The 12,438-nt window shown below is 66.0% G+C and carries 8 protein-coding genes; 5 read left to right on the top strand and 3 right to left on the bottom strand.

Annotation, left to right across the window (positions count from 1 at the left end; genetic code table 11):
- Positions 1 to 88: 88 nt before the first annotated feature.
- Positions 89 to 2,146 (top strand): S9 family peptidase, encoded by a 2,058-nt coding sequence (locus tag GRI47_RS03670; protein WP_160660003.1) that lies wholly within the window; start codon positions 89 to 91, stop codon positions 2,144 to 2,146.
- Entirely contained in the window at positions 2,143 to 3,999 is a 1,857-nt protein-coding gene (locus GRI47_RS03665; RefSeq protein ID WP_160660002.1) for an amidohydrolase family protein, read from the top strand. Before GRI47_RS03670 ends, GRI47_RS03665 begins: the two co-directional genes overlap by 4 nt.
- A 4-nt stretch (positions 4,000 to 4,003) precedes the next feature.
- Here GRI47_RS03665 and GRI47_RS03660 read toward each other — a convergent pair whose 3' ends face one another.
- Positions 4,004 to 4,885 (bottom strand): N-acetylmuramic acid 6-phosphate etherase, encoded by an 882-nt coding sequence (locus tag GRI47_RS03660; protein ID WP_202387168.1) that lies wholly within the window; start codon positions 4,883 to 4,885, stop codon positions 4,004 to 4,006.
- 71 nt (positions 4,886 to 4,956) lie between these two features.
- Here GRI47_RS03660 and GRI47_RS03655 point away from each other — a divergent pair, with 71 nt between their 5' ends.
- Together GRI47_RS03655 and nagA are read left to right on the top strand one after the other, a co-directional pair.
- Complete coding sequence (locus tag GRI47_RS03655; protein ID WP_237452608.1) at positions 4,957 to 5,994, top strand: SIS domain-containing protein; 1,038 nt, start codon at positions 4,957 to 4,959, stop codon at positions 5,992 to 5,994.
- Entirely contained in the window at positions 5,991 to 7,133 is a 1,143-nt protein-coding gene (gene nagA / locus GRI47_RS03650; RefSeq protein ID WP_160660001.1) for an N-acetylglucosamine-6-phosphate deacetylase, read from the top strand. The genes GRI47_RS03655 and nagA overlap by 4 nt, the downstream gene beginning before the upstream one ends.
- Here the strand turns inward: nagA and GRI47_RS03645 are convergent.
- A complete protein-coding gene (locus GRI47_RS03645) occupies positions 7,124 to 7,993 on the bottom strand; it encodes a glucosamine kinase nucleotide-binding domain-containing protein (RefSeq protein WP_160660000.1) in 870 nt (289 codons plus the stop codon). The two genes, nagA and GRI47_RS03645, sit on opposite strands and share 10 nt — an antisense overlap.
- A 161-nt stretch (positions 7,994 to 8,154) precedes the next feature.
- Here GRI47_RS03645 and dacB point away from each other — a divergent pair, with 161 nt between their 5' ends.
- Entirely contained in the window at positions 8,155 to 9,642 is a 1,488-nt protein-coding gene (gene dacB, locus GRI47_RS03640; protein ID WP_160659999.1) for a D-alanyl-D-alanine carboxypeptidase/D-alanyl-D-alanine endopeptidase, read from the top strand.
- 3 nt (positions 9,643 to 9,645) lie between these two features.
- On the opposite strand, the gene GRI47_RS03635 is transcribed toward dacB, so the two are convergent.
- Complete coding sequence (locus GRI47_RS03635; RefSeq protein WP_160659998.1) at positions 9,646 to 12,033, bottom strand: penicillin acylase family protein; 2,388 nt, start codon at positions 12,031 to 12,033, stop codon at positions 9,646 to 9,648.
- Positions 12,034 to 12,438 lie beyond the last annotated feature (405 nt).

Genomic DNA, 12,438 nt, shown 5'->3' with positions numbered 1-12,438 from the left:
CGCCTTGTTCGGACGTCCATAACCTGCCCGCATGAAAGGAAATCGCGGCGCTTGTCACCAGAGTGCTCCGGCCTTTAGGCAAGGTGTCATGCGGTTCTTCACACTCCTGCTCGCCACGCTGGTTTCGCTCCAGTCGCCCTTGTTCGCGCAGGAGAATCGATCCGCCCCGGTAAAGGATGTCGGACACTCCTCAGCTCTGGCTGAGCGCCTTGCGATCCCCTTCGCCTCCGGCCTCGCGGGAGCCGCCGATACGCCCGTTTTCGCCTGGGTCGAGAACGCGCGCGGCGTGCGCAATGTCATGGTCGCGCGCGCGGGAGAGAGCGCTCGCAGGCTCACCGATTACCGCGAAGACGACGGGATCGAGATTTACGGCCTCGCTCTGTCGCCCGATGGGACCAAGCTTGCCTTCGTTCGTGGCGGCGACGCTTCGTTCGCCGATGATGGCTTGCCCAACACCGGACAGGCCGTGGAAGCACCAGAGCAGACGGTCTATCTCGCCGATCTCGACAACGACACAGCGCCGCGCGCGATCGGTAGAGGGCATGACCCCTTGTTCGCGCCCGACGGACGCTCGCTCCTCTTCGTGAGGAGCGGAACGATCATGGTATCGACCGGAGAGGGCGAGGCGCGCCGGGTTGCGGATCTGCGTGAAAATGCGGGCGATTTCAGCTGGTCGCCCGATGGGACGCGCATCCTGTTTCGCGAATTGCGGTCAGGTCATAGCATTATCGGGGTTGTCGACATCGTTCGCGAAAGCCTGCGCTATCTCGGCGCGACGCTCGGCCATTCGAGCGATCCCGCCTTTTCACCCGATGGCCAAGCGGTCGCCTTCATCCAGTTCCGCGATCCCCCCGCACGCTTCGAAGACAGCCGCCAATCCTTCTGGTCGGTGCGCGTGGCGGATCTGGCGACCGGAAATGTCCGCACCGTTTGGTCGGCGCCGGAAGGCGAAGGCGGGCAATATTACGGGACGCGCGGGCGCAACCTCTTCTGGACGGCATCGGACCATCTGCTGTTTCCCTACGAAGGGAGCGGCTGGCTTCATATCATGGCGGTGCCCGCCAGGGGCGGGCCTGCGCGCGATCTGACACCCGATGCCAACGAGGTCGAGAATTTCGTGCCCACGCCGGATGGGCGAAGCGTGGTCTATTCCGCCAATCCCGGCGATCTCGACAGCCGCACGCTGTGGCAGGTCGATATCGCCAGCGGCGCGGACCGGCAGCTGACCGATGATCGACAATTCGCCTTCTTCCCGGTCTTTGGTGGCAATCGCCTCGCCGCAACGCTGACCGACGCGCGATCGCCCGCGCATATGGTGCTGATCGATGGAATGGAGGCGCTCGGCGCAAAACCGACTGTCGCGGCCTATCCCACGCCGCAATCGGTTCGTTTCACGGCTGAGGATGGCACGAGCATCCACGGCCAGTATTTTCGCGGCGCGGGCGAAGGCCCCCGCCCGGCGCTGATCTTCGCCCATGGCGGCCCGCGCCGTCAGATGGTCGCGGGCTTCCATCCGATCTTCTATTACCACAACACCTATATCCGAAATCAGGAATTCGCGGCCCAGGGGTATGACGTCCTGTCGGTCAATTTCCGCAGCGGCACGAATTACGGCCGCGCCTTTCGCGAAGCGCCCAGGACGGGGCGCGAGGGAGCCTCGGAATATCAGGATATTCTCGCAGGCGCGCGCTGGCTGGCGGCGCAGCCTTGCGTCGATCCGGCGCGCATCGGAATCTGGGGCGGAAGCTGGGGCGGCTATCTCGCCGCACTCGCGCTCGCGCGGGACAGCGATGTGTTCGCGGCAGGTGTCGATCTCCACGGCGTGCACGCGATGGTGCGCCCCGTGCCCGACAGCTACGCGCCGGACGAAGCCCTGGCGATCCAGCGCCTGCAATGGGACAGCTCGCCCATGGGCGCGATCGAGAAGTGGAGTTCGCCCGTCCTCCTGATCCACGGCGACGATGATCGGAACGTCGATTATCGCCAGTCGCTCCTGCTGGCCCGCGAATTGACCGCGCGCGGCGTGCCTTTCGAGGAACTTGCGATACCCAATGAACGCCACGATTTCTTCCGCTACGAAAGCTGGCTCGAAGCGCTCGAGAGGACCGGCGACTTCTTCGATCGCAGGCTGGAGCCGGCCCGATGATCCGCGCTGTCATCGCCCTGCTCGCCGCGCTTGCCGTCGCGTTCGCGGGCCTGCCTGCCAGCGCCCAGCAGGACCGGGCGACTCTGATCCGCAACGCGCGCATCTTCGATGCCACCGGCGCGCCCGCCTTCAATGGCGATGTCCTGATCCGCGATGGAGTTATTGCCCAGATCGCTCCACGCATTCGCCGCCCGCGCGGCGCGGTGGTGGTCGATGCGAAGGGGCGTACCCTGATCCCCGGCCTGCACGACCTTCACACCCATCTGCGTTCGCCCGCCTATTCCGCACCCGAAGACATGGCGAAAGCCTGGGCGGCCTATCTCGTCAACGGCGTGACCACGGTGAACGATTATTCGCTCTCTGCCGAAATGCTGGAGCCGATCCGCGCCATCACCAGCGGACCAGACGCGATCTGGGCCCCGCATCTCAATCTCGCGATCCGCGCGGGCGTGCCGGGCGGGCATGGCACCGAATATGGCTGGGGCGACTTCTTCACGATGAAGGCCGCCAGTCCGCGCGCCGGCCATCTCGCGATGGCGCGCGCCCTGCCCTATCGGCCCGATGTGGTCAAAGTGTTCGCCGATGGGTGGCGATACGATCGCGGCCCGGACCTCAATTCGATGAATACCGGCACACTCGCCGCGATCGTCGCGGATGCCCATGCGCGTAGCATTCCGGTGGTGACGCACACCGTCACGCTGGAAGGCGCGAAAGTCGCGGCGGCGGCGGGCGTCGATGCGGTGGTTCACGGGATCGGAGACGTCCGGGCTGACGACGAATTGATCGACCTGATGCGCGACAAGGGAACGGGTTATGTCTCGACCCTGGTCGTCTACGAACCGGGCGACGTGCGCGCGGTGGCGGATGGGGAGAAAAGCGTCCTGTCCTCCCCCGAACTGGCGCGTGAGGCGGGCCGGGCCGCGCGCGGCAATCGCGTGGTCGAACCGCAGGTCACCGCGCGGTGGGAGGTCCTCAAGGCCAATCTCAAGGCCATGCACGCCGCGAAAATCCCCATCGGCGTCGGGACGGATGCGGGGATCGGCGGCGTCTATCACGGCAGCGCCGCCATTCGCGAGATCGGCTGGCTGGTCGAACTCGGTCTGACGCCCGCCGAAGCGCTGATCGCGGCGACGCGTACCAGCGCCGAAATCATGGGTCAGGCGGACCGCCACGGAACGATCGCCGTAGGGATGCGCGCCGATCTCGTGCTCGTGGATGGTCGCCCGGACGAGGATATCGCCGACCTCTGGAAGGTCGCGCGCGTCTGGAAGGCGGGCAGCGACGTGCCGCTTAGGGAGCTTCGCGCTCGCCAGAACGATCCGGTGATGACGCCGCTACCCACCGTTCAAATGACCGGGCCGATCCTGACGGGTGCCCGCAGAGACGGGCGGACCGATCTCGACACCTTGCCGGTCGATTCGACCGATGCGGGCAGCGATCACAGCGACATCGCTTTCGTCCATCGCCATGGGCCTGACGGCGCGCAGCCGATCTTCAGCCTCGCAACCTTCGGGGCGGGCGCGCGTCCGTTCGCGCAGCTGGTCCTCCCGCTGACGAAGGGAGCGGTGCTGCCCGCCGATGCCAGCCGTTTCGCGGGCATCGCCTTCAAGGCGCGCGGGGCGGGGACTTATCGCCTCCGCCTCGAAAGCTATGGCCTCGACGGTTCTGACTGGTTTCGAGCGAACTTCAAAGCTGGCGAGGAAGCGCGCGAAATCCGACTGCCCTTCTCCGCTTTCACGAGCACCGGGGACGCGCAGCTCGACCTCGCAAGGCTGCGTGCCTTGCGTTTCGAACTGACGGGCGAACCCGGTGGGCGCGGCTGGCTGGAACTGGACGATGTGCGCTTCTACTGACCGCCTAATCGCGCAGCCGCTCGACCAGCGCGTCGAAAGGCTCACCGCTCGTGAGGGCACGCGCCGCCGCGTCCGCCTCGTGGCCGAGCGCGAGGAGCACCGCGAGGCGGATGTCGCCCTCGGCCAGAGCGAGATTACGGCGCGCTCGGGCCTGCGTGACGCCCGCGACCTTCTCGATCATCGCGACCGCGCGCCTCTCCAGCTTTGCATTGCTGATCCGCATGTTCACCATCAGGCCCCGATAAACGAGACCCAACTCGAGCATGATCGCGGTCGACAAAGCGTTGAGCGCGGCTTTCTGCGCGGTTCCGGCACCAAGGCGGGTGGACCCCGCGATCGCCTCCGCTCCCGTATCGAGCAGAATGGCGTGCTCGCCTGCGTCCAGCAGCGGACTGCCCGGATTGTTGGCGACAGCGATGGTCAGGACGCCGCGCGCACGCGCTTCCCGCACGACTCCGAGAGTGAAGGGCGTGCGTCCGCTGGCGGCGATCCCGATCAGCACGTCCGACTGCCCCAGCCCCGTTTCAGCTACCGCCGCTCTTCCGGCAGGCTCGTCATCCTCTGCGCCTTCGACCGCGCGCATCATCGCTTCGGGTCCTCCGGCGAGGAAGAAGGCCAGACGATCCTCGGGCCACCCGAAGGTCGGCGTGAGTTCGACGCCGTCCTGCACGCCGATCCGGCCCGACGTGCCCGCCCCGGCATAGGCGATCCGGCCGCTGGCGCCGAGACGCGCCGCCGCCTTGCTGGCGGCACTGGCGATCGCGTCACTCACACGCGCTGCCGCCGCCACGGCACGGGCTTGCCCGTCGAGGATCGTGGCGACCGCCTTATCCAGCGGCCAGCGGTCGATTTCCTGAAGCTCGGGGTCGATACTCTCGGTGCTCATGATCGGGGCGTATCGCCTGCATCGCCAGATTGCCAAGCCGTATCGCCGCGCTCCACCCATAGGGTTTGGTTATGAGCGGGACCGGACCCGAACTGTCGCAAATGGCGCGCGAGGCAGCCGAAGCGCCCCGGCGGGCCGCCTTGCAGCGAGAGCGGAACCGCAATGCCCTGCGCGAAGCGGCACGGCGCATCCGCGCGCTCGATCCCCCCTTCGCCATCACGATCGCGCGCGGCTCGTCGGATCACGCGGCAAGCTTCGCCAAATATCTGTTCGAAACCCGTTTGGGCATTCCGACCGTGAGCCAGTCTCCCTCGCTCGCGACGCTCTTCAAGGCGACCTCACCGCGATTGAAAGGCACGCTCGCGCTGGCGATTTCGCAGTCCGGGCGGAGCCCCGATCTGATCGAGACCGCTTCTGCCGCGCGCGCGGCGGGCGCCACGGTGGTCGCGATGGTGAATGACGAGACTTCGCCGCTGGCACGCGAAGCGGATATCCTCCTTCCGCTTCATGCTGGGGAAGAGCACAGCATCGCCGCGACCAAGAGCTTCATCGCGTCGCTTGTGGCGGTGGCCGATCTCGTCTCCGCGTTGCAAACGGGCGAGGTGCTCGCAAAGGCTTTGGACGAAATCGAGGCCGTGCTGGAGAAGGCTTATACCCGCGATTGGACCGCCGCAATCGGGCCGCTGTCCGCCCTAGATCGCTTGCTCGTCCTCGGACGTGGATGCACGCTGCCGATCGCTGGTGAAGCGGCACTGAAATTCAAGGAAGTCGCGCGGATTCATGCCGAAGCCTTCAGCAGCGCGGAAGTCGCGCACGGTCCGATGGCGCTGATCGGTGAAGGCGACCCAGTCTTTGCCTTCGCGCCCGGCGACGCAGCACAGGACAGTTTCCTGGAACGGCTCGGATCGCTGCACGAGCGTGGCGCGCAGATCCTGTCGGCAGGCAGTGCGAACACTTGTGCCCTGCCCGCGATCCGATCGCGCGATCCTGCGGTCGAGGCGATCGGCATGATCCTGAGCTTCTATCGCCTTGTCGAAGCGCTCGCCCGAAGTCGTGGGCTCGATCCAGACCGCCCGCCCCATCTCTCCAAGGTCACGCGCACCCGATGAGCGCGCATAGTCTCTGCGGCGCGAAAATCGTCACGCCCGATGGCTTGCGGGACGGCACGGCAGTCGCCATCGAGGATGGCTTCATCCGCGAGATCGGGCCGCTCGACAGTCCATCGGACGCGCGCATGGAGCTGGAGGGTGGCTATCTCGTCGCGGGGTTCATCGATACCCAGGTCAATGGCGGCGGCGGCGTTCTGTTCAACGACGAACCGACCGTCGAAACGATAGAGGCCATCGCGCAGGCCCATCGACGCCATGGAACGACCGGCCTTCTCCCGACTTTCATCAGCGACGATCTCCCCTCCATGCGACGTGCGATCGAGGCCGTCGATGCAGCCATCGCGGCAGGCGTGCCGGGAATACTGGGCATCCATGTCGAGGGGCCATTCATCAGCGCGGAGCGTCGCGGCATTCACGCCGATCGGTTCGTTCGCGCACCAACGGAAGCGGAACTCGACCTGCTCGCTCGCCCATCCCGAGGCGTGAAACTCGTGACGCTCGCCCCCGAAGCGGTGCCTGCCGGGACGATCGCATGTCTGCGCGCAGCGGGAGTGCTGGTCGCCGCTGGCCATTCGACCGCCGGTTACGCGACGACGCGGCGCGCGCTGGACGAGGAGCTTGATGGGTTCACGCACCTGTTCAACGCGATGACGCCGTTCGGATCGCGTGAACCGGGCATGGTTGGCGCCGCGCTGGAAGATCGTAACAGCCGCTTCGGGATCATCGTCGATGGCCATCACGTCCACCCTGCCAGCCTGCGCGTGGCGCTCGCGGCGCGCGGGCTCGATGGGGCAATGCTGGTCACCGACGCGATGCCACCGGCTGGCACCGCGATGGCGAGCTTCGAATTGCAGGGCCGGACGATCACGGTCGCGGACGGCGCCTTGCGGGGCGATGACGGCACGCTCGCCGGAAGCGCATTGACGATGGATTTGGCCCTGCGCAACGCGACCGAGATGCTCGGCCTTTCGCTCGTGGATGCTAGCCGCATGGCGAGCGCCAATCCGGCCGCGTTTCTGCGAATGGATACCTGGCGCGGAACGATCGCGCCCGGCATGGTCGCCGATCTCGTCCATCTCGACGAGGCGCTTCGAGTGCGCCGCGTCTGGATCGCTGGAAAGCTCTACGACTATCGCTGAGGCCGGTATCCCGCGAGATACAGGGCGCCGTCCACCGGGTCTCCCTGCGCGGGCACCAGGCGTGCGACGGTGCGCGCCTTCAGCCATGGCTCCATGCGCGGCGCGAGCCCACCGGCAAGAGCGCATCGCGGTGCGCCGCGTTCGAAGATCGTCTCGATGAAGCGCTCGATATGGCGCGCCGCATCCTCGACGATGGAGCGGGCGATTTCGTCATCCGCTTCGGCGAAATCCATCACCAGCGGCGCAAAACTCGCATAATCGGCGGGCCGCGCTTCATCCATCCAGGCGATCGCGCGCGGCGTTTCGTGGCTGAAGCGGGCCGTGATCGCGCTGCTGAGCGGAGTGGGCTTGGTCCGCCCGTCGAGCGCGCGCAAGGCGTGTCGCATCGCGCTGAGGCCGAGGGCGGCTCCGCTGCCTTCGTCGGAAATCGGGAAGCCGTAACCGCCGATGGTGAAGCTTTTCCCCTCATGCAGCACATGCGCCGAACTGCCGGTGCCGATAATCAGGATGGCGCCGTCCTGCCCGCCATGGGCGCCCAGATTGGCGATCATCCCATCGGTGGCAAAGATGGTCGCGGCATAGGGGAAATCCTCATTCTCAAGCGCATTACGGGCCCCTTCGCGCGACAATCCGGCAATCCCCGCCCCCATCGCGATCTCGCCGATTTCGCTGTCTGAAATTCCTGCCGCGGTAATGGAATGGCGGCCTGCTTCAAGCAGGACCTGTTTGACCCGGTCGATCCCCATGCGCGTATTGCCGGGCCCTGCTTCGCCGGTTCCGATAACCGTTCCGCCCGCATCGATCAGACGCGCGCGCGTCTTGCTGCCGCCCACGTCGAAACCGAGATAATATCGCGCCATAACCGTCCCGCCTAACCGCAAGAGTCCCCCGGTCTCTTAGCGCCAAGGACTGGGCAGCGCGCCATTGGTTGGGGGCAAGGGCATTGCCGCAGGTTATGGGTTCGCGCCGAACCTCGACGGTAAAAGCTACCTGCCTTGCTGTCCTTGGCTATAACGGCGCGATGCGTTCGATCCTTATCTGTGCCCTCGCGCTCTTCCTCGCCACGCCCTCTCTCGCCCAGCAGGCAGAGGCACCCGCCCCATGGGTTGCCGAACCAATCCGCCCGTCAGCCGAGACCGTCGAAAGGATTCTCTCCGCCGCGCCGGAAGGCACGCGCTACGGACTGGTGGTCCAGAACAAAGAGGGCAGCGAGATCCTCGCTATCGCGCCGGACGAGCGTTTCATCCCCGCATCGAACACCAAGATCTACACCACGCTCGCCGCCTATCGCCAGCTCGCCGCCTTGCAGGAGGCCGCCGAAGGAACAGGCGTGCGGATTGAGCCGGCACCTGATAGCATGGTCGACGTCGTGCTCGAAGGGCGCGGCGAGGCAACCGTGTCGAGCGCGCGCGATTGCCAGAGCCAGTGCCTTGCCACGCTCGCAGACGTGGTCGCCTCGCGCACGCGCCGGGTCCGCAACGTCGTCGGCGATGCGAGCTGGTATCCCGACGAGCGCTGGAGCGCGGGGATGAGCTGGAACAACATCCCGTTTCGCTATGGCACCGCCACCAGCGCGCTGGTCGTGGACGATAACGAGTTCGTGGTCTCCGTGGCGCCGGGCAGGATCGGACAGCCGGGCACGACTGAAAGCGACGGCTATTACCAGATCGAAAATCTGACACACACAGTTGCGGGCGGCGCAAATGCGCTCGACCTTCGCCGCCTCCCCGGCAGCGATAGGCTGGTCGTCGACGGAACGATCGGTGCGGACGCGGAAATTGCGGTCTTCCGCCTCGGCCTGGACGATCCCGCCCATCGCGCCGCCTGGCGTCTGGCAAGGCTGCTTGAGGAGCGCGGCGTGATTGTGTCGGGTGAGGTGACCTCACGCTATCGCCCGCTCCTACCCTCGGACGATCCAAAATACCGCGCGGGCGCCCCAGCCGCCCGAATGCCGAAGGAGGACATGCTCGCCCAATTGCCGCCCGAACCGCTCGTCGCCGATATCGAGACAATCAACAAGCAGAGCCAGAACCTCCACGCCGAATTGATGCTGCGCCGGGCCGGAAAACTGAACGGCAGCGGCTCGGTGGCGGACGGTCAGCGCGCTTTGGAGGATTTGCTGGACGCCGCCGCTCTTCCGCGCGACGGCTTCGTCCTCGCCGACGGATCGGGCATGTCGAGCTACAACCGCCTGAACCCCCGCGTCACCGCCAGGCTTCTCGCCTGGGCCGCCCGGCAGGAATGGGGCGCGGCGTGGCGAGCCAGCCTTCCCGTTGGCGGAGTAGACGGGACGCTCGCCCGTCGCTTCGCGGAAACCCCGCTGGACGGGCGCATATTCGCCAAGACCGGCTCGCTCAACGCATCGCGCGCCCTGTCGGGTTACATGATCGCTGCGAGCGGCGAGGAACTGGTCTTCTCCGCCTTTGCCAATGATATTCCGCCCGGCGGAGAAGGCGCAGCACTGGCAGCGCTGGACGCGGCGCTGGTCGCCATCGCCGCCGGCAACTGATCGCTAATCCGGTGAAATGGTGAAGCTTCGCACCGCCGCCGCGTCCACGGCCGACTTGGTGAAGGACCATTCGGCCATTTCCCCCGCGAGCCAGGGCTCATAGAAGTCGCGATAATGCGCTGAGGCGGGATCGGCCGACTGGCCGGGTAGAAGGAGGAACCGCGTACGGTCCCAATTACCGACATCGGCGGCGAAGAGGAAGCTCGCCCCGTGCCGGACCGAATAGCCCCCGCCCGCACGCATTCCGCGCGCCATGACCGTGGTGCCATCGCCGCCGGATTCTCCGCCCATGATTGCAGGGAAGGCGTCGGCAATGGCCGGAACCGCGTCGAGCGGATGGGCGATGGTCACGCGGTGCAGATCGCCCCAGCGCCATTGTCCCGGATCGGCGCCCCCCACCTCCACGGCCTTCGCCCAACCACCGGCCAGTGCGCCATCGATCAACGCGCGCCTAGTCGCTGCCGGATCGGGCCCCAGACGCATGTCGAAGGTTTCCAGCGCCGTCAGCATCGCATCGAGATTGACTCGTGTTATAATATCCCTTGCCGAGTGCGGAATGACGGCAGCGTGGAACCGCTCCGAAAGCTCGGCAATCACCATCTCGTAAAGCAGCGCCGCGCCGCTATCGGCAGCAAGATCGCCGTCCCGGCCAGCGAGCATCCGCGCCGCCTCGCGCGCGTCCGGCGAGGGTTCCTCCGGCAGCATCGCGACCAGCTTCCTTGCTGGAATGGCGATGGTATCATGCAACAGCGCGACACTGTCATCCAGCGAGTGCTGGCCCTGTGCGCCAAGCACCTCCTCGATCCGGTCGTGCCGAAACGGATCGGACCAAGTGAAGCTGAGGATATGCTCGCCGTAGGGGTAATCCGTCGGCAGGTTCATGGCATTGGCGGAGACGATCACGCCGCTATCCGGGTTGAAGCGGCTCGGCATGTCCTCGACCGCCTGCACGCCCTTCCAGTCGAACGATCCGTCACCCGGCGCGGGGAACAGCCCGTCATGGCGTGGTCGTATGGGAGCGAACCCGATCGCCTGCCAGCCCGTATTGCCGTCGATGTCGGCGTAATGGAGATTGGTCGGGGAGACATGCATGCGGAAGGCTTCGCGCAAGCTGTCCCAACCCTTCGCCAAATTGATCGCGACGATGGCGAAGCGCATATTGGCGCCCGGCAGCATGGTCACCGTCGCGAAGGCGATAGCCCGGTTCTTCGCTGGATCCTCGGCGATGACCGGGCGCCCTTCGCTATAGCGCAGGACGATCCGTTCAGGCGCCCCGCCCTTCACCGCGATCACATCTTCGACCACATCGAACGGCTTCCAGGCCCCGTCATGGCGGTAAAGCGTCGGATCGTCGGGGTGCGTTTCCAGCACGAACAGGTCTGACTGGTCGATATGGAAATTGGTGCGCCCGAAGGCGAAGCGATCGGTATGGCCCTGCATGATCCCCGGCAGACCCGGATACCCTGCGCCTATCACATCGAGGCCGGGCGCCGTCAGATGAACGATGTGACGGGGGCTGAAACCCCCGATCGCGAGGTGGGGATCATTGGCGAGGATCGGGCGTCCGGTATCGGTTCGCGATGCAGCTACGGTCCAGGCATTGCTCCCTTGCGCGGCCTGATCGGTCCGGCGGTTCTCTCGCAGCAATGCCTTGTCGATCCGGGCGACCAGCGGCGGCTCGATTGCCGGGGGACGATCGAGATCGCGCAGAGCGCCAAGGTCGAACGGGGAGACGGCGGCGCAATCGAGGCCCTCAGGTACGGTGAAATCCCATGCCGGGCGCAGCGGCTCGCGCCAGTGTTCGAGATCGAGCAATCCGCGCGCTTCCAGCATGGCGCGCCGTATCTCCTCATCGGCATCGTCGCTCCCCGCGCCGCGACGGCGCAGGCAATCCTCCACCGACCAGCGCATGGGCTCGATCCCGAGGATGGAAAATTCGCGTGGTGCCAGTGACGGATCGGCCGCGATTTCGTCGATCCGCGCGTTGATCCCCGCGCAATAGCCGCGCACGCAATCGACGACATCTGCCGGGATCGAGGCCAGTTCCGCGCCAAGGTCGCCGCGATAATGAAACAGCCGTGCCGCGCGGTCGGATGCCAGAAAACGCGGACCGAAGGCTTCAGCCATTCGTCCCATGTCTCGGCGCAGATCGAGGTCGAGCTGGAACAGCCGGTCGCGTGCGACCAGATACCCCTGGCCAAAATAGGCATCGTGCAGCGATCCGGCGCGGACATGGGGAATGCCGAAGCGATCTTCCAGAATGGCGATCTCCGCCCTCAGCCCCTTCCCCTTCGAAAGATCGCTCGGGCGAAACCGCGCCATGCCGCGTGCGGAAAGGCCAGCCAGAGCGGCGATCCCCGCCGTTGCGAGGAGAAGCGCGCGGCGGGTCATCGGCTGGTTGGATGTTTGGAAATCACGAATGCCGCTCCGCCTGATCTCGGGGTCCCCGCGATCCTAGCGGCGCGGCGAAGTCCCGCGCATATCGATGAAAAGCCGCCCCATAACTCGCGGCTATTCGTCCGGCCCCGTCGCGCCAGTGCGCATGGGCGTGCCATACCCCGAAGCTATATGTTCCTGCACAGCTGGGCGCGCTGCGCGTATTGACGAAGCCTCGCTCGCGGTTAGGTTCGAACGTGCTGAAAAAAGAAGGTTTGGCGAACGATCGAACCAATTTTCGATGCAGCGCGCACATTCGTAATACGGTCAATCCCGCCCGGCCGTCATGGGGTGGAAATGCTTCGCGATTTCGGCGCAACGGCCGGAATTGCTTCAGGGAACAGGATGGTTCGAATTCGT

The organism is Qipengyuania pelagi, assembly GCF_009827295.1.
Classification (GTDB): Bacteria; Pseudomonadota; Alphaproteobacteria; order Sphingomonadales; family Sphingomonadaceae; genus Qipengyuania; species Qipengyuania pelagi.
The sequence above is the reverse complement of the archived record's forward strand: the minus strand, read 5'-3'. Positions and strand labels throughout refer to the sequence as shown.

Bases quoted from the DNA above. Each gene is read 5' to 3' on its own strand.
- GRI47_RS03645 (WP_160660000.1), bottom strand. From the start codon at position 7,993: ATGGCGCGATATTATCTCGGTTTCGACGTGGGCGGCAGCAAGACGCGC.
- dacB (WP_160659999.1), top strand. From the start codon at position 8,155: ATGCGTTCGATCCTTATCTGTGCCCTCGCGCTCTTCCTCGCCACGCCC.
- GRI47_RS03655 (WP_237452608.1), top strand. From the start codon at position 4,957: ATGAGCGGGACCGGACCCGAACTGTCGCAAATGGCGCGCGAGGCAGCC.
- GRI47_RS03670 (WP_160660003.1), top strand. From the start codon at position 89: ATGCGGTTCTTCACACTCCTGCTCGCCACGCTGGTTTCGCTCCAGTCG.
- GRI47_RS03635 (WP_160659998.1), bottom strand. From the start codon at position 12,033: ATGACCCGCCGCGCGCTTCTCCTCGCAACGGCGGGGATCGCCGCTCTG.
- GRI47_RS03660 (WP_202387168.1), bottom strand. From the start codon at position 4,885: ATGAGCACCGAGAGTATCGACCCCGAGCTTCAGGAAATCGACCGCTGG.
- GRI47_RS03665 (WP_160660002.1), top strand. From the start codon at position 2,143: ATGATCCGCGCTGTCATCGCCCTGCTCGCCGCGCTTGCCGTCGCGTTC.
- nagA (WP_160660001.1), top strand. From the start codon at position 5,991: ATGAGCGCGCATAGTCTCTGCGGCGCGAAAATCGTCACGCCCGATGGC.